The sequence below is a fragment of the Vibrio sp. V30_P3S12P165 genome, from assembly GCF_009904905.1.
Taxonomy (GTDB): Bacteria; Pseudomonadota; Gammaproteobacteria; order Enterobacterales; family Vibrionaceae; genus Vibrio; species Vibrio fujianensis.
In genome coordinates this window covers 90413-116454 of the sequence record NZ_WXWH01000060.1, presented here as the reverse complement: position 1 = coordinate 116454, position 26042 = coordinate 90413, and the positions used below count along the sequence as shown (strand labels likewise).

Below are 26042 nucleotides of genomic sequence, written 5' to 3'. Positions count from 1 at the left end.
TATTGATTTTTATCGTTTTTCAAACATAAAACAGCCAGCAATAAGCTGGCTGTAGGTGGTTTTTTACGTGCTTGTTAAGCGCAGAAAATTAATGGAGGGTGGGCTTTTCTGATGTTTGCTCTAGCCATAATTTGCTGACTTGGGCGTGATCAAAGGAGTAAGTTGTTCCACAGTAATCACAGTGCAGAGCAATCGCGCCTTCTTCCGCTAAAATGGTGTTAATTTGCTCTTTTTCGATCGTCATAATCGCGGCTGCACTACGTTCCCGTGAACAGCCACATTTGAAGGTAACCGCTTGAGCGGTGAATAACTGAACCTTTTCTTGATTATAAAGACGATATAACAGCTCATTGGCTGGTAAAGCAAAGAGTTCTTCAGCTTTGATGGTATTGGTGAGCTGCTCTAGGTGCTCAAAATCATCTGCGGTTCCTGTTCCGTCAGGCATCACTTGCAATAACATCCCTGCAGCATGTGGCTTGCCATCATATTCACCGGTACGAATCCATAAGCGAGTTTTTAACTGTTCCGATCGCAAGAAATACCCTTCTAGAACTTCGGATAGATTATCACCTTCTAAACCGACGACACCTTGATAACGTTCACCTTGTTTTGGTTCTATAGTGATCACTAAATGTCCTTTTCCCATCAATTGATGTAAGTTCGCCTCGGGTGGAATATCTCCTTGCCAGCGTGCAACCCCACGTACGTTTTGCTGGTTATCACCATTAATCACCGCGAGAGACACCGGGCCATCGCCATGCAGTTGTAGGGTAATCGAGCCTTCAAACTTTAACGTTGCGGTCAATAAGGTGGTGGCAACCAGTAGCTCTCCAAGCAGTGTCTGCACGGGTTGTGGATACTCTTGGCTGGCGATGATGTGTTGAAATACGTCATCCAGTTGGACCAATTCCCCTCGTACCGACAAGTCTTCAAATAGATAACGGTGTAATTGATTATTGGCCATTGTTTGTGTAGTCATAAGAGTGATCCGGCTAATGTTTATTGATGTTTGAATTTGAGAAGATCGCGGCGTTGTTTTTTATCTGGCCGACGATCAGGACTCGGATTATGAGCATTCAGTTTATGCATCAGTGCTTGGCGTTCACGTTTCACGATACTTTCACTGGTTTCTATATAAAGGGCCTGTGCTTCAGGGGCCCCTCGTCTTTGCTCAGACAGTTGCTCAACGACGATGGTTTTTTCTTCACTACCTTGACGTAAGGTAATGGTTGCTCCAATTTCAACGAGTTTGCTGGGCTTACTTCGTTGCCCATTATAGTGGACTTTTCCACCGTCAACCATATTTCGTGCTATCGAGCGAGTTTTATAAAATCTTGCGGCCCATAGCCATTTATCCAGCCTAATTGCTGGTGCAGGGGAACTCATATTGAATAATTACCTCTATGTAAATGGTTTAGACTCTTTTGGATACGTTGATTATCTTGAATGAGAATGAGCCTAGCAAATTCGCTGTTGATGAGTGAAGCGTTAGAATCACGATATTTATTCAAAATAATGGTGATCAAATTATCATTTTTCAAGTGAAAGCCAACGCTTATCACAAGAAAAGTAAGGCACTTGTCGCACCTATTATTTGGCTCATGTATACTGAACCATTACCTTAACCGTGATACTCCGACGTCATTTATCGATATTAAAACCTCATTAGGGATACCGTGTGAAACGAATGGACTTAACCCAATGGCGCTTAAATGGAAGTTGGCCCTTATTTTTACGTTGCCAGTCACCATTGAGTCAGATATTCACGATCTTAGCGGTTGCGTTATCCGCTTGGGTGGTCGGGCAGAGCTTCTGGTTCATTTTTCAGCCTAAGCCGACTGTTGCCCAATGGGTGGCAGCCGCTCCTGTTGCCGCATCTGCACCGGCTCGTCTCAATATCCAGTCGTTAAGAAAGAGTGATTTATTTGGCCCTTATTTGGTACAAATTGCATCTCCGGTCACAAGCACAGTAAAAGTAGATGCCCCACCGACTCGTCTTAACTTAACATTAGTGGGTGTGGTGGCAAGTACAGAGCAGCAGCGTAGTCTTGCGGTGATTGCTAATCGAGGCCAACAGAATACTTATGGATTACATGAGGAAATAGAAGGCACGCAAGCAGTATTAAAAGCGGTGTTTGCTGATCGAGTCATCATTGATAATTCCGGTCGGGATGAAACGTTAATGTTAGAAGGGCGAGAGTATCAGACTGCCGTCATTCAACAAGCCGTTCATTCATCCTCTCATGCCTCTATCGACACATCCGTGGAAGATAAGTTGGCTGCAATTCGTGATGAGATCAGGCGTAACCCTCAAGAAGTCTTTAAATACGTCGCTTTGTCTCAAGTTAAGCAGGATGACAACATCATCGGTTATCGAGTCAGTCCGGGGAAAGATTCTGCATTATTTCAAGCGGTGGGGCTACAAGCGGGCGATATCGCAATACAACTAAATGGGTTAGATTTAACCGATCCGAGTGTGATGACTCAAGTATTTCAATCTATGTCGGATTTAACCGAGCTTAACCTTACGGTCGAGCGTGATGGGCAACCACATGATATTTATATTCAATTTTAATAGCCAAGTGGCAGTAATTAATCAGGGAGCGTTGTGTGAAGCATTGGCTTAAGAAAAGTGTATGGCTGCTAGCTGGAAGTTTACTTGCTTCACCCCTAGCATTGGCGAACGAAGCATTCAGTGCCAGTTTTAAAGGCACCGATATTCAAGAATTTATCAATATTGTGGGGCGAAACCTGGAAAAAACCATCATTGTTGATCCCTCGGTACGAGGCAAAATAGATGTTCGCAGTTACGATACCTTGAGTAGTGAACAGTATTACAGTTTCTTTTTAAATGTGTTGGAAGTTTACGGGTTTGCGGTCGTTGAAATGGATAACGGGGTACTAAAAGTTATTCGCGCGAAAGATGCAAAAACGTCGGCCATTCCTGTTCTCGGTGATGATGACCGAGCCGATGGTGATAATGTCATCACCCAAGTTGTTGCGGTTAAAAATGTCTCGGTGCGAGAATTATCGCCGCTCTTGCGTCAATTGATCGACAATGCTGGTGCCGGCAATGTGGTGCACTATGATCCAGCCAATATTATTTTAATTACAGGACGGGCCGCGGTGGTTAACCGTTTGGCTGACATCATTCATCGTGTCGATCAGGCAGGTGATAAAGATATCGAGCTGGTTGAGCTAAAAAATGCCTCCGCATCAGAAATGGTCAGAATTGTTGAAGCACTTAGCAAAGCGAATGACACCAAAAATACGCCCGAATTTTTACAACCTAAATTTGTCGCTGATGATAGAACCAACGCCATTTTGATCTCTGGCGATCCAAAAGTTAGAGATCGAATGAGGCGTCTAATTCGTCAGCTTGATGTTGAAATGGCCACGCGTGGTAACAACCGAGTGGTCTATTTAAAGTACGCGAAAGCTGAAAATTTAGTCAGCGTGTTGCAAGGGGTATCAGAAAACCTACAGGCTGAAAAACACATAGGGCAAAAATCAGGTGCATTGCAGGGCGAAAAAGTGATGATCGCCGCTCATGCGGATACGAACTCGATTGTGATTACCGCACCGCAAGACATTATGAATGCGTTACTGGATGTGATTGCACAATTGGATATTCGCCGAGCTCAAGTCTTAATTGAAGCCTTAATTGTTGAAATGGCTGAAGGTGATGGGATTAATCTCGGTGTGCAATGGGGCTCTTTAAAAGAGGGCGCGGTGATTCAATACGGCAATACTGGCGCTCAAGTGGGCCAGGTTATGGTCGGTTTAGAAGAAGCGAAAGATAAAACCATTACAGATAGCCGTTGGAACTCAGATACACAAAAATATGAACCATATAGCCGTACCCAAGCGGGTGATTACTCCACGCTTGCCTCGGCCTTATCAGGGGTGAATGGTGCTGCACTTGGGGTCATGATGGGCGATTGGACCGCATTGATCAGCGCGGTATCGAGTACCTCCAGCACCAATATTCTCTCCTCTCCAAGTATTACGGTGATGGATAATGGCGAAGCGTCATTTATTGTCGGTGAAGAGGTGCCTGTGCTAACAGGGTCTACCGCTGGTTCCAACAATGACAATCCTTTCCAAACGGTTGAGCGAAAAGAAGTGGGGATTAAGCTTAAAGTGGTTCCCCAAGTCAATGAGGGCGATTCAGTTCAGTTATCCATCGAGCAAGAAGTGTCGAATGTTTTGGGTGCCAATGGTGCAGTTGATGTTCGTTTTGCCAAGCGTCAGTTGAATACCTCTGTCATGGTACAAGATGGGCAGATGTTAGTATTGGGTGGCTTAATTGATGAACGTACAGCAGAAAGTGAGTCTAAAGTACCGCTACTGGGCGATATTCCCTTTTTAGGGCAATTGTTCCGCTCAACCAATACCACGGTAGAAAAGAAAAATCTGATGGTGTTTATTAAGCCAACCATCATTCGTGATGGTATGACTGCGGACGGTATCACTCAGCGCAAGTACAACTACATCCGTGCCGAGCAGTTGTTTAAAGCCGATCAGGGGCTGAAGTTGATGGATAATAACCATATTCCCGTGCTGCCAAAGTTTGGTGAAGAACGTCGTCATGCGGCAGAAATTCAAGCATTTCTTGATCAAATGGATGCTCAGCAATGAGGCTTGAAGTACAAGATAAACAGCGGATTCGTCGCTTGCCGTTTAGTTTTGCGAATCGGCATAAGCTCGTGCTGGAATGGGATGAGCAACAAGAAAATGCCACTCTTTATTATGTCGCGCCTATCGCTTTATTGGCTTTGGTTGAGGTAAAGCGAGTGTTACAGCATCCGTTTGTCTTAACCGCATTGAGCGCAGACGTGTTTGAAGCCAAATTAACCGAAGTGTATCAACGAGACTCGTCAGAAGCGCGTCAGCTTATGGAAGATATTGGGGCAGATAGCGATGATTTCTTTTCACTCGCTGAAGAGTTGCCACACAGCGAAGATCTACTGGAATCGGAAGATGATGCCCCCATCATTAAGTTGATCAATGCCATGCTTGGTGAAGCGATTAAAGAAGGCGCTTCTGATATTCATATCGAAACCTTTGAAAAGACGCTCTCGATTCGTTTTCGAGTGGATGGCGTACTGCGAGAAGTGTTATCGCCCAGTCGTAAGCTCTCTCCCCTATTGGTGTCTCGGGTGAAAGTGATGGCTAAGTTAGACATTGCCGAAAAGCGGGTGCCACAAGATGGCCGCATCTCCTTGCGCATTGGTGGCCGTTCGGTAGATGTCCGAGTCTCTACCATGCCAGCGTCTCACGGTGAACGAGTGGTGATGCGTTTACTCGATAAGAATGCCACTCGGCTTGATCTGCACAGCTTAGGCATGACCGAGCAAAACCAACATAATTTCTGCCATTTAATTGCACGTCCGCACGGTATTTTATTGGTCACCGGTCCAACAGGATCAGGGAAATCAACCACGCTATATGCCGGTCTGCAAGAGCTCAATAGTAGTGAGCGTAATATTCTTACGGTAGAAGACCCTATCGAATTTGATATTGATGGTATCGGCCAGACTCAGGTTAATCCGAAAGTCGATATGACTTTTGCCCGCGGCTTGAGAGCCATTCTACGGCAAGATCCAGACGTTGTGATGGTCGGTGAAATTCGCGATCTAGAAACGGCTCAAATCGCGGTGCAAGCGTCATTAACCGGCCACTTGGTCATGTCAACCTTGCATACTAACACTGCAATTGGTGCGATTACCCGTTTACGTGATATGGGAATCGAACCTTTTCTTATCTCTTCCTCTTTACTTGGGGTTCTGGCTCAACGTCTCGTGCGGACGTTATGTCCTGATTGCAAAGAGCCTTATGAGGCTAACAAAGAGCAGAAAAAATGGTTTGGCTTGGGCAAAAAAGAGTCATTGACCCTGTATCGAGCCCATGGGTGTGAAAAATGTAATTTTAAAGGATATCGCGGGCGAACCGGCATCCACGAGCTGATGTTGGTGGATGATGACGTTCAGACATTAATTCACCGCGAAGCTGGCGAGCAAGCGATTGAACAAGCGATCCGCAGTAAAACCCCTAGTATACGGGATGATGGATTAGATAAAGTTCGCCAAGGCATCACTTCCTTAGAAGAGGTGATGCGAGTGACCAAGGAGTCGTAATGGCGGCATTTGAATACAAAGCACTGGATGCAGCAGGACGACGCAAGAAAGGTATCATCGAAGGTGATCATGCGCGTCAGGTGCGTCAGCGGTTAAAAGAGCAAGGGATGATCCCTATCGAAGTGGTCGAGACGCAGGCTAAAGCTGCCAAAGCGCGGCAAACCAGTTGGACTAAACCGAGAGGGATCAGTACACCCGATTTAGCTTTGCTCACCCGTCAGCTTTCGACCTTAGTTCAGTCTGGGATGCCACTTGAAGAGTGTTTAAAAGCGGTCTCTGAGCAATCCGAAAAACCAAGAATACGTAACATGCTGGCGGCGGTTAGAGCAAAAGTGACGGAAGGGTACACCTTGGCTGACAGTTTGGCAGATTATCCCCATATTTTTGATGATCTCTTTCGCTCCATGGTTGCTGCGGGAGAAAAGTCAGGGCATCTCGATGCGATTTTACAACGACTGGCCGATTATGCTGAGAATCGGCAAAAAATGCGCTCAAAATTACTGCAAGCCTTATTGTATCCGATTGTTTTGGTGATCTTTGCCGTTGGTATTGTCGCCTTTTTGCTTGCGGCGGTCGTGCCTAAAATCATAGGCCAATTTGTACAAATGGGGCAGGCTTTACCTACTTCGACGCAGTTTTTGTTGTCGGCCAGTGATTTTATTCAGCAATGGGGTATCCCGTTGTTGTTATTGATGTTGACACTAAGCTATTTCGCCAAGTGGTTGCTGAAAAAGCCGAGTATTCGGCTCTATTGGCATCAAAAACTGTTGTATTTACCCATGATAGGTAAAATTGCCCGGGGGCTAAATACATCGCGTTTTGCGCGAACTTTATCGATTTGTACCTCAAGTGCGATCCCCATTCTTGATGGCATGCGCGTTGCCGTTGATGTGATGACAAATCAGTACGTTAAACAGCAAGTATTATTGGCGGTGGATAACGTTCGTGAAGGCTCTAGCTTGCGCCAAGCGTTGACTCAAACCAAGCTATTTCCCCCAATGATGCTACATATGATAGCGAGTGGTGAACAAAGTGGTGAACTGGAAAGTATGCTGACACGAGCGGCAGATAACCAAGACACCAGTTTTGAATCTACGGTTAATATTGCATTAGGTATCTTTACCCCAGTGCTGATTGCATTGATGGCGGGATTAGTCCTGTTTATTGTAATGGCCACCTTAATGCCAATTTTAGAGATGAATAATTTAATGAGCCGCTAATGGGCGAATGATAAGCGCAAGATGGAGTGATTATGAATAAAAAACTAACGAAACAGTCAGGCTTTACTCTATTGGAAGTCATGGTGGTTGTGGTGATCCTAGGCATTCTTGCCAGCGTGGTGGTACCGAATTTGTTGGGCAATAAAGATAAGGCCGATCAACAAAAAGCGATCACCGATATTGTTGCACTCGAGAACGCATTAGACATGTATCGATTAGATAACAGTGTTTACCCAACCACCGATCAAGGGTTAGACGCTTTGGTGAGCAAACCATCCAATCCAGAACCAAGAAATTATCGCAACGATGGTTACATTCGTCGCTTACCGAAAGACCCTTGGGGCAATGACTATCAATACTTAAGCCCCGGTGAACATGGTCGTGTTGATGTCTTTACCTTAGGCGCGGACGGTCAGGAAGGGGGCGAAGGGGCCAATGCCGATATTGGTAACTGGAATCTACAAGATTTCCAATAAAGGTTTCGATAAACAATAAAGGTTTCGATAAACACGGCGAATGAGCACGTTGATCTTGGTGGTTATGGTATTGGGTGATGTTGGATGAGATGGCAGCGCGGTTTTACGCTTCTCGAAATAATGTTGGTGTTAGTGTTACTTTCACTCAGCGCTGTTGCTGTGATTGCGACCTTACCTGCCAAACACAATGATGAAATTGAAAAAAGTGCTCAAAGTCTGTTTCAGCGTTTGCAATTGTTGAATGAAGAAGCCTTGTTAAGTGGTTTAGATTTTGGACTGCGAGTTGATGAACAAAAACAACGCATGACATTTTTGCAATTGAGTGAGAAAGGTTGGCAGCGGATTGATAAAACCGGCTTTGCGGCACAGCTATTGTTAGATGATAAACTCAGTGTGCAATTTTTGGTCGGTGGGGGGGCTTGGCAAGACAAAGATAGATTATTTATTCCCAGCACCTTATTCGACGAACAAATGCTTGCCGAATCCGAAACACAGCCAGTACAGCCCGCCCCTCAAGTGTTTATTTTATCCAGTGGAGAGATCACTCCGTTTCATCTTACTATTTATGCCACTCAGCAAAGTATCGACACTGGTTGGCAGATCGTGGTGAAAGAGAATGGACAGATTCGTCTACTTGCTCCCGGAGAGTCAGATGATACACCATAGACGAGGGTTTACTTTATTAGAAGTCTTGGTGGCGTTAGCCATTTTTGCCACCGCCGCCATGAGTGTGATGCGCTCAGTGACTCAACACGTCAATACCATCAGTTATTTGGAAGAGAAGGCATTTGCTGCCATGGTCGCTGATAACCAGATGGCAAAAGTGCACTTGAATGCAAAGTCATTAGCTGAACGTGAAGGACGAGAAGAACTCGCTGGCAGAACCTGGTATTGGCGCATCACTCCAGTGAAAACTTCGAACGCTATTTTAGCCGCTTTTGATGTGAGTGTGGCCACGGAGGCCAAAGCCTCTCCGGTTATTACGGTAAGAAGCTATGTGGCCAAATAAAAGCACAGCGTGGGGAAATAAAAGCACAGCGCACGGGTTTACACTCATTGAAGTGCTGGTTGCGATGGCGATTTTTGCCAGCTTGAGTGTGGCAGCTTATCAAGTGTTGTATCAAGTTCAGCAAAGTAATCAAGTTTCGGCTCAGCGCGAAGCAAGGTTGAGTGAGTTACAGCGAGCGATGGTCATTATGGATGCAGATTTCCGCCAGATGGCGTTGCGTCCCTTTCGTCACGAGGGTGAATCGGCGTCAGCACAACTTGTACAATGGCAGGATTACTTACTCGACTCTGACACGAAAGGCTTGCTGTTCACTCGTCTTGGTTGGCACAATCCTCAACAACAATTTCCACGCGGGGAAGTGTTGAAAGTCGGCTATCGAATCAAAGAGCAAGTGCTCGAAAGAGTCTGGTGGCGTTATCCCGATACACCGACCGGGCAAGAGCCGATCATTGCCCCTTTATTGAATGATGTCGAAGCTTGGTCGGTTCGCTTCTATCTTAATGGGCAATGGTCTAATCAATGGGAAACCCAACAAGTGCTACCACAAGCTATCGCGATCGGTTTGACATTAAAAGATTATGGTGAGATTGAACGTATTTATTTATTAACCGGTGGCTCGGTGGGAGAGACGAATGACTCGTCATCATAACCAGCGAGGCGTGGCACTGATCATTGTATTATTGCTCTTAGCAATCATGGTCTCGATTGCTGCGACCATGTCTCAACGGATGTTTAGCCAATTTCAGCGAGCTAATCATCAGGTTGGTTATCAGCAGGCGTATTGGTATTCGATTGGCGTGGAATCATTAGCGAAAGTCGCGATTGAACAAAGCTATAAAGACAACGACACCATCAACCTCAATCAACCTTGGGCGCAAAGCAACCGTACCTACCCACTTGATTATGGGCAGGTCACTGGAAGTATTATCGATAAACAGGCCTGCTTTAATGTCAATGTGTTCTCAGGGTTGGCAGCCAACAGTAATAATACACCACCTTATGTTTACCGAGTGTGGCGAGCGTTACTGGATGAATTAGAAGTCGAGAATTATCAAGCAGAAACGATCGCCGATGCAACGTGGGATTTTATTGACAATGATGACCGTGTAAACCGAGCCAATGGTGCGGAAGATGCACTGTATGAATCAATGACGCCAGCTTATTTACCCCCTAATGGGCGATTAGCCGATAGCAGTGAGCTTCGAGCGGTTTATCAAATGGGAGGGAAGGTGATGCATTTACTCACCCCCTATGTGTGTGCCCTTCCAGACCAAGATTGGCGTTTAAACATCAACACTCTTGCGCCAGAACAAGCGAAATTATTGGTGGCCATGTTCAGCCCATATTTAAGTGAATCGAACGCCAAAAGCGTGTTAGAGTCTCGCCCTTTTGATGGTTGGGACAGTGTGGCAAGTTTTTTAGCTGAACCACAGATTGCAGCGGTAGAACAAGCTCGTCGTGAAGAAGCTCGTGCTTATTTAAGCGTTGATAGCCACTATTTTGAATTAGATGCACAGGTGAAAGTGGAGACGTCTCAAGTACGGATTCGCAGCCTGTTTTATAGTCGTAATAAAAAGGATGCAACGGTGATACGCCGTCGCTATGGAGGAGTCGGTGAGCGAGAGCTTAATCGTTCGGCTGAGTAGTCAACAAAATGCGCCCATTCTTTGGTTTGTCTGGTCTTCCACTCAACAGGAAGTGCTTGACCATGGAACGCTGGAGGGGTGGCAACAGCTGGATCAGTTAGCCCCACATGCGCTTCAGCGCTCAACCATTGTCTTGTTAGCCAGCAGTGATCTGTTATTAACGCAAGTGACGATCCCGTCCGGAGCCAGCCGCCAGTTCTCCTCTATTTTACCGTATTTATTGGAAGATGAACTCGCTCAGGATGTTGATGAGTTGCATTTCTCCGTGGTGGATAGGCAAGGTGAACAGGCTTTTGTCGCCGTGATCGAGCGAGCTTGGTTGCAGTCGATCCTAGATCAGCTGGCATCATTCGGGATTGTCGTTAAGCGTGTGGTACCAGATGTGTTGACGCTGCCGGTCAACCACGACGGGCTGAGTGCATTGCAGCTGGGATCTGACTGGTTGATCCGTAAAGGAAACTATCACGGTATTAGCATAGAGCAAGATTGGCTATCTTGGTTTTGTGCGACAGAATGGGTGAATGGGGCGGATCAACCGCTGCCTCTTATTGCTTATACGCCCTTGCCTGACTTACCGTTAGCGGCAGATCAGGTGTGGGAGAACGCTCTTGAACGGCCTTGGATGCCATTGATCGCTGAGCAGCTTTTTAGCCATAAAATCAACCTATTGACCGGAAGCTTCAAACCCAAATCATCTTGGCTTAAACATTGGCTTATCTGGCGAAAGACGGCCATCTCTGCGGTGTTCTTATTGGTGGTGCTCTTGGTCAGCCAAGGGTTACACCTTCATCAAGCTCGCTTAACGGCACAAGCCTATCGGGCTGAAAGTGAACGCATTTTCAGAACGATTTTTCCTGATAAGCAACGTATTCCCACGGTGAGTTATTTAAAACGACAAATGAGTGACGAGTTAACGGCTCTGTCTGGTGGTTCGCAAGCTGAAGTGCTACTCAACTGGCTGAATTTACTCCCCGAAAGCATTGGACAGATGGAAAGGATGGAAATTCAAAGCTTACGTTTTGATGCCAATCGAGCCGAGCTCCGTCTTGACGTGAGCGGGCCTGATTTTCAGAGCTTTGAGCAGGCGAGAGTAAAATTAGCCCAATATTTTGTGGTAGAGCAGGGGCAATTAAATAAGAATGCTGAGCGGGTATTCGGTTCCTTTGTACTGAAAGCAATGGCAGGGCGTGACGAATGAAACAGAAATTAACCGCACTTGGACTGTGGTGGCAGAGCATTAGCCAACGTGAGCAGCGATTATTGCTGATTGGTGGTGCTGCAGCATTACTCGGGCTACTTTATTGGGGAATCCTAGTCCCTCTGCAGCAGCAGAGTGCCGCCGTAAATGTGCGTCTGAACACGGAAAAGCAATTACTTCAGTGGGTAGAAAAGCGCGCTGATCAAATTGTTAGCTTGCGTCAGCAGAGCGGTGTGGTTCGCTCAACTCAGCCATTGAATCAGGTGATTGCTTCTTCAACTGGACAATTTAAAGTTGAGCTGGTGAGAGTCCAGCCGCGTGGTGACAGAATGCAGGTTTGGATTCAACCCGTCCCTTTTTCTCAATTAGTTGATTGGCTGGCTTATTTAAAAGAACGGCAAGGCATTGATGTTGAGTATATGGATTTGGAGCGAGGAAAAACCTCGGGTGTGGTTGAGGTAAAACGTTTGCAGTTCAAACGGGTAGGGTGAGATGAAACCGATAGTGCGTTATAGCTGTTTATTTGTGTTGGTCATGGTGGTGAGTGCAATTGCACATTTACCCGCTCAGGTTGTTTTCACTCATCTTCCACTACCTACTGGTTTGGTGATCCAAGGTGTTGATGGCACCGTATGGCATGGCAGTGCCAAGCAAGTGCGTTGGCAGCAGCAAAATTGGGGACAGGTACAGTGGCAATGGGACTGGTCAGCCTTATTTACTGCGAAAGCCCAGCTTAACGTTCGTTTTGGTCGAGGAAGCGATAAGCAGGTGCAAGGTAAAGGCGTCGTGGGCTATGATTTTTCTGGCCCATTTGCTGAGCATGTGGTGCTTTCTTTGCCTGCCGAGCAGGTGCAGCCTTACTTAAGGTTGCCAGTTCCGGTGAGCTTACAAGGGCAAATTGAATTGACGCTGCGGCATTATCGTTACCAAGCGCCGTGGTGTGCTCAGGCGGAGGGCGTACTGGCTTGGACGCAAAGTGAAATTGGAACCCCTCTCGGTAAATTGGAGCTTGGCCCAATAATGGCTGATCTTTCTTGCCAGCAAAGTGTATTGACGGTGCATGGTAGCCAGCAAAACAAGCAAATGAGCAGTGAATTTTCAGCGGAAGTGCAGGCCGATCGCCGTTTTAGTGCGCAAGCATGGTTCAAACCTGGGGCAGATTTTCCTACTCGTTTAGCTGAGCAGTTAAACTATTTGCCGACTCCGGATGGGTTAGGCCGTTATTCGTTTAATCAGCAAGGGCGCTTCTAGTCGGGCAGGGCATTACGCCCTGCTTTAGCATTGGTGTTGGATGATTAATATATCCTGCCAAGGTAAGTCGGCATCCCCTAATACAATGAAGTTAGGGTTTTCTAATGTATCCCGCTCATTATAAGACAGAGGGTCGAGTTCAGTATCAAGGATTCGTCCACCTGCTTCTTCAACAATACATTGTGTTGCCGCAGTATCCCACTCTCCGGTAGGGCCTAATCTTAGATAACAGTCAACCGCCCCTTCTGCTACCAGACAGGCTTTCAGAGCTGCTGAGCCTAGGGGAACTAAATCATAATTCCATTGCGCACTCAAATGCCGTGTAATGCGATTAATATCTTGTCGACGACTAATGGCGATAGCAATCGGTTGACCAGGTAACTGATGTTTATGGCTCTGAATTCGCAGGCTTTCTGCCATATCGGGGATTTTCCATGCTCCTTTACCTTTATAGGCGTAATAAGTGACCCCAGAAACCGGCCCATACACCACGCCCATAACTGGCTGATGATCTTCAACCAAAGCAATGACTGTCGCAAAATCCCCGCTACGGGCAATAAACTCCTGAGTACCATCTAATGGGTCAACCAGCCAGTAGCGTCGCCAAGTTTCTCGTGTCGTTAAACTGATATCAGCTGCTTCTTCCGATAACACTGGAATGTCGGGAGTCAGTGCACTTAACCGTTCTGTAATTAGCTTATGTGCGGCAAGATCAGCACTCGTGACAGGTGTGTCATCCTGCTTAGTGAACGCTTGGTACGATTTATTTTCATAAATATCGAGAATAAGCTGCCCGGCAGAACGCGCAATGCTGATCACTTCCGGCAATAAATGGGCAAGATCGTTAACCGTTGGCATACTCGCTCCTATCGCTGAATGGGAGAGGCTGATAAACAACGAAGAGTAAGCAGCAGAGCACTAATGCTGCGCGCTTCACTAAAATCGAGATGCGTGATCAACTCTTCTGCTTGAGCTAAAGGCCAGCGTACCACTTCAAGGGGTTCGGGCTCGTCGCCCTCTAGCTGTTCTGAGTATAGCCCTTGAGCAATGAAAAGGGTCATGCGACTAGAAAAATAGGAGGGGGCCAACACCACCTCCTTTAATGGGGTTAGTTGCGTTGCTCCCATGCCAATTTCTTCTTTTAACTCACGAATAGCCGCCTGCTCTGGTGACTCTCCGGGGTCGATTAACCCTTTCGGAAAACCAAGTTCATACCGCTCTGTGCCTACAGCATATTCGCGAACTAATAAAATATCGCCCTGTTGAGTAATCGGAACCATCATTACCGCATGACGCCCACTGGGTCTCATCCGTTCATAAGTTCGTTCTGCCCCGTTCGAGAAGCGCAGATCAAGTGCCTCGATTGCAAAAAGCTTAGATTGCGCAACCGTATGTTGCGTCAAAATCTCGGGTAAGGTTTTAGAGGGCATTGGCGAACTCCTTCATAGACAACGCTTTCTTAATATATGAGAAAAAAGGGTCTGTGAGAATAAAAAAGCTGATGTTTGGCATCAGCTGATCGGCAAAACCGGTATTTTACTCTTGGTTGAGAGGCCTTTTGCTTAGTATGACTAGGCCACAAACCTCTCGCTACGATGAAAACGCTTTTATCTCGAGCAAAATTTAACCGCGCAAGGTCAGCAGACCTTAGTAGTACGAGTGTTCACCACGATCATGTTCGGTGGAGTCGCGCACGGCGGTCAATTCCCCTTCAAATTGAGCGAGCAGTTCTTTCTCAATGCCATCTTTTAATGTGACATCGACCATTGAACAACCGTTGCAACCGCCTCCAAATTGAACTAACGCCACTCCCTCATCAGTAATATCGATTAAGCTAACATGGCCGCCATGTCCAGCCAGTTGTGGGTTAACTTGAGTTTGGATGGCGTATTCAACCCGAGCCATGAGTGGCGCATCATCCGCTACTTTACGCATTTTGGCATTAGGCGCTTTGAGTGTGAGTTGTGAGCCCATTTTATCGGTCACAAAGTCAATCTCTGCATCATCAAGAAAAGGAAGACTTAACTCATCAATGTAGGCGGAAAAACCAGTAAATGAGATTTCAGTATCCGTGGCTTCAACGGCCTCTGGCGGGCAATAAGAGACACCACATTCAGCATTCTGTGTTCCGGGATTAACCACAAACACCCGAATATTGGTACCTTCAGGTTGCTGAGCCAAGAGTTTAGCGAAGTGGGACTGAGCAGATTCTGTAATAATAATAGGATTTGACACGACGAATACCTGAGTAGTTTTGTAGGTTACTGTTGACCATTCTACTCCTGTGACAGAGAGGATCCAGCCCTTTTTATACTCAAGGGGTTAAGAGAACACTCGGCTCAGGAGTACGGCATAGACAGTAAATATCAATCCTTTCGATGCCGACTTCAAGTAGTAAATGGCATAATTGTCGCATTGTACTGCCCGTGGTGACCACATCATCAACAATCGCAATATGTGAGTGAGTCGGGCGCTGATTAAGCTCAAATGCGCCAGTTAAATTACGTTCTCGTTGTTGTTTGGTCAACGACTGTTGTGCTGGTGTTGCTCGCCGACGAGTAAATAGCGTTGGTGAAAACTGACTGCCGAGCTGTTGAGCCAATGCTTGCGCCAGTAACTCACTTTGATTAAACCCTCTGTACCATTGGCGTCGCCAGTGAAGAGGCACAGCGGTGAGCAGTGGCGCGGGCTGTTTGATCGTGTCAGCAAGACGGGCGGCTAAGTCACGGGCTTGCCAGAATTGGCGCTGGTATTTGAACTGGTGAATCATGTGACTAAGCGGAAATTGATAATCGCCGATACAAAATAGCCGTTGCCAAGGCGGGGGCGAGTGTAAACATTGACCACATGCGTCGGTTACGGTTAAGCAGGGCAAACCACAGCGAGGACAGCGAACAGTGGCAGCAAACCAAGCCTGACAAGCAGAACAGAGACCATATTGTGCCTGATTATCCAGTGGCAGACGGCATAATGCGCAGGCTGGTGCTAACCAAGTGGGTATTTTTTTGAAAGCGTCGATCACTCCGAGTGACATATTTTAGCCTTGAATAAGGTATCCGTTTATATTGTGCAGCTTGAGCGGGAAAATAAGGCTGATTTTGGTAGGAGGAAAAGTGAAGATGGCAACAGATTTGTATTGGCAAGTTCAAGGGAAAGGCCCTGATCTGGTACTGGTGCATGGTTGGGGGATGAATGGGGCCGTGTGGCAGCAAGCGTGTGAACAGTTACAGGCCAACTTTCGCGTCCATGTTGTCGATCTTCCTGGTTATGGCCATAGTGCTGGGTGTCATGCAGAAAATTTAGCCCAGATAGCGCAAGCATTAGTGAGGCAAGCACCACGTCAAGCGATTTGGTTAGGGTGGTCATTAGGGGGATTAGTCGCCACCTATATGGCAATTAATTATCCAGATTATGTTGTACAGTTGATTACCGTTGCCTCTTCGCCCAAATTTGCCGCGGCAAAACCGAACGAGCCGGCATGGCGGGGGATTAAACCTGATGTGTTGACGGCTTTTACGCAGCAATTATTAGTTGACTTTCATCCGACTGTGGAACGTTTTCTGGCTCTACAAGCGATGGGAAGCCCTTCAGCACGGCAAGATATTAAGCAATTAAAGCAAGCCATTTTGTCGCGACCTGCGCCGAATCCTGAGGCGTTACGGGCTGGGTTAAACATTTTATCGAATACAGATTTACGGGCTCCACTGACGGAGCTTTCTATTCCTATCCTGCGCCTTTATGGACGATTAGATGGCTTGGTGCCGGTTTATATTGCACAGTCATTAAACGCGTTAATGCCAACGAGTGCGGTACATATTTTTCAATGTTCAGCCCATGCCCCTTTTTTGACCGAGCTGGATGAGTTCTGTCAGCGAATTATTCGTTTTGCAAATCAGGTGTAAATTTTGTTTCAAATCGGTAAATTAGCGCTCAATCTTTTCTGCCATTGGTCGATAATTAAGCTAACCCGAAAGCGTTAAGGTGCTTGAGGGACGGGCGATGCTGAGGAGGTTTCAGCGATGATCGTGTCACCAACGCATGTTAGTGTGCCACTTATTGCCCCATCAGTGAATATTCAGACAGAGCAAGCGTCACGAGATAATCGGAGCCGCGCGCCTGTTACGGCAACCGTAGAGCTGACCAAATCTCAGGCTGAGCGTAAAATCAAGGAGGATGATAAGCGGCGTAAACATTCGGCTTGGGATCCAGCAGAGCATCCTGGTTATGAGAAGGAGAGCGAGCGCGATACCGCCGCATTATTACGTGAAGAGTCACGTAATGAGTTAGATCGCTTGTTTGATTTATTAGCCTTAGCTTCTTACAGTGAAGAGCAAGGTAAGGGTTATGCGATGCGCTTTCGATTGCCAAAGCGAATCATTGATGCAGCGATAGCTGAGGGCCAAATGGCTCGCCGGCGTACCGTGATAAAATTCTATTACGGGCACGCGGTTGCGCCCAATACGCCCTCGGATGTGATAGCCATCTTGTAGTCGTCATCACAAGGTGGATGATAAAAGAGCAAAATCCCCATCGGCAATGAGTCGATGGGGATTTTTTCTGGCTCAAGCGAGCCCGTGGCTACTTTTTGGCTTTAGCAAATGCGGCCGCAAAGGCACCACTCATGGCACCAGCGTTGGCTTTTTCATTGTGTCGAGTCGGTTTTATCTGACGAGGCGAAGCTTCTGAACGAGATGAAGCGCGAGTTGCCCGCGCTGAATGTTGCCCGGGCTCATCATTTAAACGCATAGACAGAGCGATTCGCTTACGCTGCGTATCAACTTCCATCACTTTTACTTTGACAATATCGCCCGCTTTAACCACTTCTCTCGGGTCAGAGACAAAGCGATCGGTGAGTGCTGAAATATGCACTAAGCCATCTTGATGGACGCCAATATCGACAAAAGCACCAAAATTAGCCACATTCGACACCACCCCTTCGAGCACCATGCCAATTTCTAAGTCTGCAACACGATTAACGCCTTCCGCAAAGGTCGCGGTTTTGAACTCAGGACGGGGATCTCGCCCCGGTTTATCCAGTTCTTTAATAATATCGGTGACCGTTGGAACACCAAAGAGATCGTTGGTGTAATCAACCGCATGGAGTGAACGAAGGAAGTCACTATGTCCAATCAGTGACTTGAGCGCTTTATGATTTTTTTCCGCAATCATTTTTACCACTGGATAAGCTTCGGGGTGAACCGCGGAAGCATCCAGGGGGTTTTTTCCATCCATAATGCGCAAAAAGCCCGCGCACTGTTCAAAGGCTTTAGGCCCAAGGCGAGGGACTTTCTTCAAGGTGTTGCGGCTATCAAATCGGCCATTCTCATCGCGATAGTGAACAATATTTTGCGCTAGAGTGGCTGATAACCCAGCGACACGTGTTAGCAAGGCGGCTGATGCGGTATTGACATCGACCCCGACGGCGTTAACACAATCTTCTACCACTGCATCAAGGCGTTTTGCCAGTAAAGTCTGGCTCACATCATGTTGATATTGACCGACACCAATCGACTTCGGATCAATTTTGACCAACTCGGCCAATGGATCTTGCAAACGACGAGCGATGGAAACTGCGCCTCGTAGTGAAACATCCATATCTGGAAATTCTTTTGCGGCCAGCTCGGAGGCTGAGTACACGGAAGCTCCCGCCTCACTGACCATTATTTTTTGCACTTTTAACTGCTCACGTTTAATTAAATCGGCGACCAAGCTGTCTGTCTCTCGTGAGGCGGTTCCATTGCCAATTGCAATCAAATCAACATGATGTTTTTTGACCAAAGTGGCGAGCGTTTGCAACGCGCGATCATATTGATTCTGGGGTTGGTGAGGATAAATGGTTTCGGTGGCAAGCACTTTACCTGTTGCATCCACCACCGCAACTTTACATCCGGTACGCAAACCGGGATCGAGACCGAGTGTTGCTCTTGGGCCGGCAGGCGCGGCCATCAATAAATCTTTAAGATTGGTGGCAAATACATCAATGGCTTCGAGTTCCGCTCGCTCTTTCATCGCCCCCATTAATTCTGTTTCCATATGCATCGACACTTTAATTCGCCATGCCCAACTGACCACCTGTTTACGCCAAGAATCTGCCGGTGCTTGGCTCAGCGCCAAACCGTAATGTTCTGCAATCAGGGTTTCACAATAGGAGTGGCGAAGCGTCTCTTCTTGTTCTGGGTCTGCATTCACGCTTAAAGTTAAAAAACCTTCATTACGACCACGCAGCATAGCTAAAGCTCGGTGCGACGGCACTTTGCTGATTGGCTCGCGGTGGGCAAAATAATCTTTAAATTTTTCACCTTCTTGCTCTTTACCACTGACAACTAACGACACAATCTCAGCATGGCGTTGGAGGTACTGACGAATTTTTCCGAGTAAGTCGGCATCTTCCGCAATACGTTCCATAATAATAGCTCGAGCACCATCAAGGGCCGCTTTGGCATCGGTAATACCTTGGTTGGGGTTTAAGTAGCGGTTGGCTTCTTGTTCTGGGTCAACATCGGCGTGTTGCCATAAGCGTTCCGCCAGAGGTTCAAGCCCAGCCTCAATGGCAATTTGTCCTTTCGTGCGTCGCTTAGGTTTGTAAGGCAGGTAGAGATCTTCTAAGCGAGTTTTATTCTCGGCGCTGAGAATTGCTTGCTCTAATTGAGGTGTTAACTTACCTTGCTCTTGAATCGATTTGAGAATCGATTGGCGACGATCTTCCATCTCTCGCAGATAAGCTAGGCGGCTATCTAAGTGGCGCAGTTGCGTATCGTCTAAACCGCCCGTCACCTCTTTACGGTAGCGGGCAATAAAAGGGACGGTGTTACCGTCATCAATTAGGGTTACAGCGGCGATTACTTGTTCGGAGCGAACATTTAGCTCCTCGGCAATCTGTTGGCAGATAGCTTGGCTCATCCGTCGTCTCTTTGTCTATCAATGATGTACGGATTGTACGTAGCCAGGCATCGGCTGCAACGTCTTTTCTGTGATTGGATGATTTTTAACGTAATTTAGACAAGCGGAATAAAAAATAAAACTATAGCCTAGCAGTTCTAGCCCTTCTTGTAGGGCATTTTTGAAGCCATGTACATAGGCATCACCCATGATACTCATCCAAAATAGGCTACCGCTACCAAATACTCGACTAAAAATAAGCAAAATTAATAAACCAATAAGTAAAAAAGGGTAGGCTTTGGTGTGAGTAAAATTAGCCATGGGTTGTAACACGGAGCCTTGGCAGCGAAAGACAGCATAACCAATAGCAACAACAGCGCATAAGATTGCAGGAATAAGCCAGAAACCATGCCAAATGAGATCAAAAAACTGATCAAGTTCGCGAATAACAACGCAGAAGAAAAATCCAGCTACAAGAGTATAGAAGCCGCGTTGTTGTGGTAATTTGTAGGCCAGTTTTGTAAATAATAGTGCACTGATTAAGGCAAAGAGTTCTTGGGTAATTTCGGTAGCTCCAATTTCTGGTACACCGTGTTGGAAAATGTTGAGATCCACATAGACCATGATGGGAGCCAGTAAGGTTAAGAAAGTCAGTAATAGAGCTTCTAGAATGTGTCGCTGAACCGTTTGCCTGGCGGTGAGTTGTTTCATTGGCGGATCCTAGTTGTGGAGAAAGCGTAGTCGATTATTATATGAACGCTGTTTTTAATTTCAATATTTTTCGTGAGGTTTATCACGAAAATGAATTATTTTAATTTCTGTAATCACCTTGTCCTGGGAGTCAATAGTGAAAACCAAACTCATCACTCGCGCGGGTTATAATCAGCTTAAACAAGAGCACGATCATCTATGGCATGAGAAGCGTCCGGAAATTACTAAGATCGTGACGTGGGCAGCCAGCCTTGGTGACCGCTCAGAAAATGCCGATTACACCTTCAATAAACGCTTACTCCGGCAAATTGATCGTCGTGTTCGTTATTTGCGTAAGTTATTACCAGAGTTAACCATTGTCGATTACTCCCCTCAGCAAGAAGGGCGAGTCTTTTTTGGTGCTTGGGTAGAAATAGAGAATGAAATGGGCGAGAAAAAAACCTTACGCATCGTTGGGCCAGAAGAAATTTATGGTGAGGCGAAAGGTTATATCTCGATTGATTCTCCCATGGCACGAGCCTTGTTAAAAAAACAAGTGGATGACGAAGTCACGGTAAAAACGCCAACTGGTGATAAACTCTGGTTTATTAATGCTATTCGTTATGAGAAAGAGTCCACCAACCGATAAGATAGGTTGGGGCTAGGAACCGTATGCAAAAGAAAACAAGACCCACTTTGCAAGATATTGCCGATCAGGTTGGTATGACCAAAATGACGGTCTCACGCTATTTGCGTGACCCCAGTTCAGTGGCAGAAAAAACGCAAAAAAAAATATCTCAAGTAATTGAAAGTATAGGTTATATTCATAACCGCGTGCCCTCTATTATGTCTAAATCCTCTAGTCGGGCGATTGGGATTATATTACCGTCACTATCGAATCAAGTGTTTGCTCACCTAGTACAAGGTATTGAAGAGGTCACTCAAGCGGCGGGGTACGATACCTTAATTGCCCATACCGGTTATAACGTGCAGGTCGAAGAAAGCAAAATTGCCGCTTTTCTCTCTTATCGGGTCGATGCGCTGATTTTAACCGAAACCAACCATACCGAACGCGCGTTACAAATGCTTAAATCCGCCGGTATTCCGGTCGTGGAAACGATGGAGATCCCCACTCAGCCGATTGATATGGCGGTCGGGTTGAATCATGAACAGATCTCTTATGAAGTGATACAGCAATTGATCGCCAGAGGGAGAAAAAAAATCATCTATTTAGCGGCTCGGTTGGATACTCGAACAAAACTGCGGATGCAAGGCTATCAGCGTGCGATGGAGGAAGCGGGGCTTTTGCCCATCCAAGTCTCTACCGGAGAGCATTCTAGTTTTACCTTGGGCGGCGAGTTATTACAGCAGGCGCTCGAGCAATATCCAGATATGGATGCGATTTTCTGTACCAATGATGACCTAGCCATTGGTGCCATGATGTATTGTTCTCATCATGGTATTGCGGTGCCTCAAAAAATTGCTGTGGTGGGATATAATGCGCTCGACATTGGTCAGGCCATTATTCCTAAATTAACCAGTGTTGAGACCCCGCGTTTTGCGATTGGTAAAAAAAGTGCCGAGCTATTGCTGACGGCACTGTCGGGTCAATCGGTTGAGCCTAAAGTGTATGATTTAGGTTATCGCTTAACCCCGGGTGCAAGTTGGTAATCATGGCTCAAGTGGAGCAAAGAGAAAGCTAGCCCCTTGATCGGCAGGCGTGACGTGTTGACGCGCGATCGTGAACAGTTCACGCCCCCAGCTCTGCTGCTCTTGTTCGGTGAACAGAAGGGGAGGCTGGCGGTCTGCTAACGAGACTAAGCAAGTTAATTCGCCATTTTTCGCATCCAACCGTAAGCGATCACCATCACGAAGTAACCGGATTGCTCCTCCGCGTAATGCCTCTGGTGAAACATGTATTGCGGCTGGAATTTTACCTGATGCACCAGATAAACGGCCGTCGGTTACTAATGCCACTTGGTAACCTGCTTTTTGCACATTCCCCAGAATGGGCATCAGCTTGTGTAATTCCGGCATGCCATTGGCTGCTGGCCCACTATAGCGAACCACGACAATACAATCTTGATTCAGCTCTCCAGCTTGATATGCCGCTTCGACATCATGTTGTGAGTCAAACACCTTGGCCGGAGCTTCAATGCAATGATGCTCAGGTTTTACCGCAGAAATTTTAATCACCGCTTGCCCGAGGTTGCCTTTTAATACCTTAATCCCTCCGCTTGTTTGAAATTGTTGATTTTTAGTTGCGATCACTTGTGGATCGTGGCTCTCTTGGCAGGCTTGCCAATGCAGTTGCCCATCAATGAGCGTTGGACGAGTTAACTGGTCGCTAAATTGGCCAAAAGCAGGCGTGACATCACAGTGCAACAAATGCCGCTCGTGTAAACGCGTCATCAACATGGGAACGCCCCCCGCTTGCTCGAAGGCATTGATATCGGCCGTTCCATTTGGGTAAACATTGGTCAACAAAGGCACGACTTGAGATAAATCGCTCATATCTTGCCAAGTGAGAATCAAGCCAGCTGCTCGAGCTAACGCCACCAAGTGAATGGTATGGTTGGTGCTTCCGCCTGAAGCCAAAAGAGCGATTAAGCCATTAACCAGGCTTTTTTCTGTCACCACGTGGCAAAGCGGACGATAATTCGGTGTGCCCGGTGCCATTGCGGCAATGGCCTGAGCAGCATATTCAGTTAATGCGTGACGAAGAGGGGTGTTGGGGGCTACAAACGCCGAACCGGGAAGCATTAAGCCCATTGCCTCAAAGACTAATTGATTGGTGTTTGCGGTACCGTAAAAGGTGCAGGTGCCCGGTGAGTGGTAGGAGCTACACTCCATTTCAAGCAATGCATCTCGGCCCACTTGCCCAGCACTATATTTTTGCCGAATATCGACTTTTTCTTCATTACTGATCCCGGTTGACATTGGGCCAGCGGGAATAAATGCCGTAGGGAGATGAGCATAACTGAGTGCTCCCATTAATTGTCCCGGTGCAATTTTATCGCAAATGCCAAGTAACAGTGTGCCGTCAAACATGTTGTGGCTGAGTGACATAGCCGTCGCTTGCGCAATCAGATCACGGGAAAATAGCGACATATCCATCCCTGGTTGACCTTGAGTGACACCATCGCACATTGCAGGAACCCCACCGGCCACCTGTGCCGTATGGCCGCAAGTTTTGAGTGCAGCTTTAATTCGTGCAGGGTAATCTTGATAAACTTGATGTGCACTGAGCATGTCATTATAGGCTGTAATGATCGCCAAATTGGCTTTGGTTAAATCCAGAATCTGGGATTTTTCATTCTGACAAGAGGCGGCAATAGCGTGCGCTAAGTTGCCACAGGATAAGCTTGCCTTTCCTTTCCCTTTGGCCCGTTGTTGCTCTGTCCGGGCTAAAAATTCTTGACGCAAAGCTTGGCTTCGGGTCGCGATACGTTCTGTGACAGCGAATACCGTTTTATCTAACATGATTGCGTCTCCCGTTGTTGTAGCGCGGCGATGGCCTGTTCGACGACACCATCAATATCTCGAGCAATATTGATGGTAAGCACATCTTTTTCTTCTGCGCTTGGCCGTTGTAAAGTCGCAAACTGGCTGTCTAACATGTCGCTTTTCATAAAGTGCCCTTGACGTGCACGCATTCGCTCGATAATGAGCGATTTATCGCCATCAAGAAATAGGAAAGTTACATGTTGGTTGCCTTCTCGAATCTGATCGCGATACGCTTTTTTCAATGCTGAACAGACGATAATGCCTTGTTCACTTTTATTTTCTAAGCTGAAAGCGGCATCGCGGATGCGCTCTAGCCAAGGTGCTCGATCATGATCATTGAGGGGTTCACCGCGGCGCATTTTTTCAATATTTGCCCGAGGATGAAGATCATCGCCATCAATAAATTTTGCGCCAAGGCGTTGGGCGATCAATGCGCCAATTGTACTTTTTCCGCAACCACTGACGCCCATCACAATAATGCTATTACCCGTCATAGCGACTCCTTATTGCGAGATCTGAGCCAGATCTCAATTTTGAACTTTGCCGTAAAAATTGACTTTATCTTAGTGTTGTTATCGGTAACATGTTACCCGTAACTTTTAGATTTGTGAACTAAGACACAAACATCCTATCCTTGATAAAGGTGAACAAAATGGAACAACTTGCACATAGCCCTACCTATCTATTACTGATAGCTGCCTGCGCCATCCTTGCGTTGTTGGTGCTGATAATGAAGTTAAAAGTACACGCTTTTGCGTCGCTCACTTTAGTGAGCTTTGGTACCGCGCTTGCGACCGGAATTCCTGCTGAAAAAGTCGTCCCCAGCATGATGTCCGGCTTTGGTGGTACCTTAGCCTCCGTAGCACTACTGGTTGGCCTTGGTGCCATGATCGGCAAAATTTTAGAAGTGACCGGCGGCGCAAAAGTGCTCGCCGATACATTAATCGGTCGATTTGGTGAACAACGCGCCCCATTAGCTCTCGGGGTCGCATCCCTGATGTTTGGTTTTCCGATCTTTTTTGATGCTGGCTTAATCGTCATGATGCCGATTCTGTTTAGTGTGGCGAAACGATTCGGAGGCTCTCCGCTGAAGTATGCGTTACCTGCCGCAGGGGCATTTGCGGTTATGCATGCTTTTGTACCGCCTCATCCAGGCCCAGTCGCGGCAGCCGAACTGCTTGGTGCCGACATCGGTTTACTGCTGGTTGTCGGATTACTGGTGGCTATTCCTACTTGGTATTTAGGGGCTTATCTCTTTGGTTTATATTGTGGTGAGAAATTTAACATTCCACTCTCTAAAGCGTTTTTAAACACCGAAGTGATGTTTAAAGATCCCTCCGATCTACCAAAATTTTCGACCGTACTATTAATTTTGGTGTTACCCGTGTTACTCATTTTCATGGACACCGGGCTCAATACCTTAGCGGTAGCAGGGATGATTGATGGTCAAAATCCTCTGGTCGGTTTTTTACGCATGTTGGGTAAAACACCGATAGCGCTGCTCATCACCTTATTAGTTTGCCTGACAACCTTTGCCGGTAAATACGGTATGAGTAAACTAGAAAAACTGTGTACCGATGCATTGGCTCCGATTTGTGCGGTGATTTTGGTTACCGGTGCGGGAGGGATGTTTGGTGGTGTTCTGCGTGCCAGCGGTATTGGTCAAGCGTTGGCCGACGTACTAGCACACACCGGAATGCCGGTGATTGTTGCTGCCTTTGTTATTTCAACTTGTTTGCGGGTTGCACAAGGCTCAGCAACGGTTGCCTTAACGACTACCGCCGCGCTGATGGCCCCGATTGTCTCGCAAACGACTGGTTTGTCTGAACTGGATTTATGCTTTATCGTGATCGCCATCGCGGGTGGGGCAACGGTATTGTCACACTTTAATGATTCAGGGTTCTGGTTAGTCTCTCGCTTACTTGAGATGGATGAGAAAACCACACTCAAAACTTGGACAGTAATGGAAACTCTGCTTGGTAGTATCGCGTTTATTATTGTCGCGACCCTAAGCTTTATTTTGTAA

General features: G+C 46.8%; 27 protein-coding genes. 17 read left to right on the top strand and 10 right to left on the bottom strand.

Translation table 11 applies throughout. From position 1 onward, the window contains the following. Positions 1-88 precede the first annotated feature (88 nt). Both hslO and hslR read right to left on the bottom strand, forming a co-directional pair. Positions 89-964, bottom strand: a complete 876-nt coding sequence (hslO, locus tag CAG57_RS12590; RefSeq protein WP_161427903.1) for an Hsp33 family molecular chaperone HslO — start codon at positions 962-964, stop codon at positions 89-91. A 35-nt stretch (positions 965-999) separates the two neighbouring features. After that, the gene (gene hslR, locus CAG57_RS12585) at positions 1000-1386 is read right to left on the bottom strand and encodes a ribosome-associated heat shock protein Hsp15 (protein ID WP_161427897.1); all 387 of its coding nucleotides are present in this window, start codon (positions 1384-1386) and stop codon (positions 1000-1002) included. 301 nt (positions 1387-1687) lie between these two features. Here hslR and gspC point away from each other — a divergent pair, with 301 nt between their 5' ends. The 12 genes from gspC to CAG57_RS12525 all read left to right on the top strand — a co-directional run bounded on the left by gspC (position 1688) and on the right by CAG57_RS12525 (position 12940). Next, positions 1688-2575, top strand: a complete 888-nt coding sequence (gene gspC / locus CAG57_RS12580; protein ID WP_161427902.1) for a type II secretion system protein GspC — start codon at positions 1688-1690, stop codon at positions 2573-2575. 35 nt (positions 2576-2610) lie between these two features. Continuing rightward, positions 2611-4641 (top strand): type II secretion system secretin GspD, encoded by a 2031-nt coding sequence (gene gspD / locus CAG57_RS12575; protein ID WP_161427896.1) that lies wholly within the window; start codon positions 2611-2613, stop codon positions 4639-4641. Next, on the top strand, positions 4638-6140 hold the full coding sequence (gspE, locus tag CAG57_RS12570; protein ID WP_161427895.1) for a type II secretion system ATPase GspE: 1503 nt from the start codon (positions 4638-4640) through the stop codon (positions 6138-6140). The genes gspD and gspE overlap by 4 nt, the downstream gene beginning before the upstream one ends. Continuing rightward, positions 6140-7360: a type II secretion system inner membrane protein GspF gene (gene gspF, locus CAG57_RS12565; protein ID WP_099610226.1), complete on the top strand. Its 1221-nt coding sequence runs from the start codon at positions 6140-6142 to the stop codon at positions 7358-7360. The genes gspE and gspF overlap by 1 nt, the downstream gene beginning before the upstream one ends. Before the next feature lie 32 nt (positions 7361-7392). Continuing rightward, complete coding sequence (gene gspG, locus CAG57_RS12560) at positions 7393-7836, top strand: type II secretion system major pseudopilin GspG (RefSeq protein WP_099610227.1); 444 nt, start codon at positions 7393-7395, stop codon at positions 7834-7836. A gap of 84 nt (positions 7837-7920) precedes the next feature. Beyond that, on the top strand, positions 7921-8502 hold the full coding sequence (gene gspH, locus CAG57_RS12555) for a type II secretion system minor pseudopilin GspH (RefSeq protein WP_161427894.1): 582 nt from the start codon (positions 7921-7923) through the stop codon (positions 8500-8502). Next, positions 8492-8845: a type II secretion system minor pseudopilin GspI gene (gspI, locus tag CAG57_RS12550; RefSeq protein ID WP_337247047.1), complete on the top strand. Its 354-nt coding sequence runs from the start codon at positions 8492-8494 to the stop codon at positions 8843-8845. The genes gspH and gspI overlap by 11 nt, the downstream gene beginning before the upstream one ends. Then, positions 8832-9494, top strand: a complete 663-nt coding sequence (gene gspJ / locus CAG57_RS12545) for a type II secretion system minor pseudopilin GspJ (RefSeq protein ID WP_161427892.1) — start codon at positions 8832-8834, stop codon at positions 9492-9494. Before gspI ends, gspJ begins: the two co-directional genes overlap by 14 nt. Then, complete coding sequence (gene gspK / locus CAG57_RS12540) at positions 9478-10491, top strand: type II secretion system minor pseudopilin GspK (protein ID WP_161427891.1); 1014 nt, start codon at positions 9478-9480, stop codon at positions 10489-10491. Before gspJ ends, gspK begins: the two co-directional genes overlap by 17 nt. Next, a complete protein-coding gene (gene gspL / locus CAG57_RS12535; protein WP_161427890.1) occupies positions 10460-11689 on the top strand; it encodes a type II secretion system protein GspL in 1230 nt (409 codons plus the stop codon). The genes gspK and gspL overlap by 32 nt, the downstream gene beginning before the upstream one ends. Continuing rightward, positions 11686-12180, top strand: coding sequence for a type II secretion system protein M (locus tag CAG57_RS12530; RefSeq protein ID WP_099610233.1), 495 nt, complete (start codon positions 11686-11688; stop codon positions 12178-12180). Before gspL ends, CAG57_RS12530 begins: the two co-directional genes overlap by 4 nt. A gap of 1 nt (position 12181) precedes the next feature. Beyond that, entirely contained in the window at positions 12182-12940 is a 759-nt protein-coding gene (locus tag CAG57_RS12525) for a type II secretion system protein N (protein WP_161427889.1), read from the top strand. Between the two features lie 24 nt (positions 12941-12964). Here the strand turns inward: CAG57_RS12525 and cysQ are convergent, their stop codons facing one another. The 4 genes from cysQ to CAG57_RS12505 all read right to left on the bottom strand — a co-directional run bounded on the left by cysQ (position 12965) and on the right by CAG57_RS12505 (position 15974). Next, positions 12965-13798, bottom strand: a complete 834-nt coding sequence (gene cysQ, locus CAG57_RS12520) for a 3'(2'),5'-bisphosphate nucleotidase CysQ (RefSeq protein ID WP_099610235.1) — start codon at positions 13796-13798, stop codon at positions 12965-12967. A gap of 8 nt (positions 13799-13806) precedes the next feature. Then, positions 13807-14370 (bottom strand): ADP compounds hydrolase NudE, encoded by a 564-nt coding sequence (nudE, locus tag CAG57_RS12515; protein ID WP_099610236.1) that lies wholly within the window; start codon positions 14368-14370, stop codon positions 13807-13809. Between the two features lie 217 nt (positions 14371-14587). Continuing rightward, positions 14588-15175: a Fe-S biogenesis protein NfuA gene (nfuA, locus tag CAG57_RS12510; RefSeq protein WP_099610237.1), complete on the bottom strand. Its 588-nt coding sequence runs from the start codon at positions 15173-15175 to the stop codon at positions 14588-14590. 79 nt (positions 15176-15254) lie between these two features. Beyond that, on the bottom strand, positions 15255-15974 hold the full coding sequence (locus CAG57_RS12505; protein WP_161427888.1) for a ComF family protein: 720 nt from the start codon (positions 15972-15974) through the stop codon (positions 15255-15257). Positions 15975-16059: 85 nt separating this feature from the next. Between CAG57_RS12505 and bioH the strand changes: the two genes are divergently transcribed. Together bioH and CAG57_RS12495 are read left to right on the top strand one after the other, a co-directional pair. Next, positions 16060-16842 carry a pimeloyl-ACP methyl ester esterase BioH gene (bioH, locus tag CAG57_RS12500; protein WP_161427887.1) on the top strand — a complete coding sequence of 261 codons (783 nt, stop codon included), beginning with the start codon at positions 16060-16062 and terminating at the stop codon, positions 16840-16842. 117 nt (positions 16843-16959) lie between these two features. Beyond that, positions 16960-17430, top strand: coding sequence for an ATP-dependent Lon protease (locus CAG57_RS12495; RefSeq protein ID WP_161427886.1), 471 nt, complete (start codon positions 16960-16962; stop codon positions 17428-17430). A gap of 88 nt (positions 17431-17518) precedes the next feature. On the opposite strand, the gene CAG57_RS12490 is transcribed toward CAG57_RS12495, so the two are convergent. Beyond that, a complete protein-coding gene (locus CAG57_RS12490; protein ID WP_161427885.1) occupies positions 17519-19840 on the bottom strand; it encodes a Tex family protein in 2322 nt (773 codons plus the stop codon). Positions 19841-19858: 18 nt separating this feature from the next. After that, entirely contained in the window at positions 19859-20530 is a 672-nt protein-coding gene (locus tag CAG57_RS12485; protein WP_099610240.1) for a hypothetical protein, read from the bottom strand. Positions 20531-20666: 136 nt separating this feature from the next. Between CAG57_RS12485 and greB the strand changes: the two genes are divergently transcribed. Next, entirely contained in the window at positions 20667-21158 is a 492-nt protein-coding gene (gene greB, locus CAG57_RS12480; protein WP_099610241.1) for a transcription elongation factor GreB, read from the top strand. Between the two features lie 23 nt (positions 21159-21181). After that, entirely contained in the window at positions 21182-22180 is a 999-nt protein-coding gene (locus tag CAG57_RS12475; protein WP_161433942.1) for a LacI family DNA-binding transcriptional regulator, read from the top strand. Here CAG57_RS12475 and edd read toward each other — a convergent pair whose 3' ends face one another. Next, complete coding sequence (edd, locus tag CAG57_RS12470; RefSeq protein ID WP_161427574.1) at positions 22181-23992, bottom strand: phosphogluconate dehydratase; 1812 nt, start codon at positions 23990-23992, stop codon at positions 22181-22183. Next, the gene (locus tag CAG57_RS12465) at positions 23986-24510 is read right to left on the bottom strand and encodes a gluconokinase (protein ID WP_099610243.1); all 525 of its coding nucleotides are present in this window, start codon (positions 24508-24510) and stop codon (positions 23986-23988) included. Before CAG57_RS12465 ends, edd begins: the two co-directional genes overlap by 7 nt. Before the next feature lie 158 nt (positions 24511-24668). On the opposite strand from CAG57_RS12465, the gene CAG57_RS12460 reads away from it, so the two are divergent. Beyond that, positions 24669-26042 (top strand): GntP family permease, encoded by a 1374-nt coding sequence (locus tag CAG57_RS12460; RefSeq protein WP_099610244.1) that lies wholly within the window; start codon positions 24669-24671, stop codon positions 26040-26042.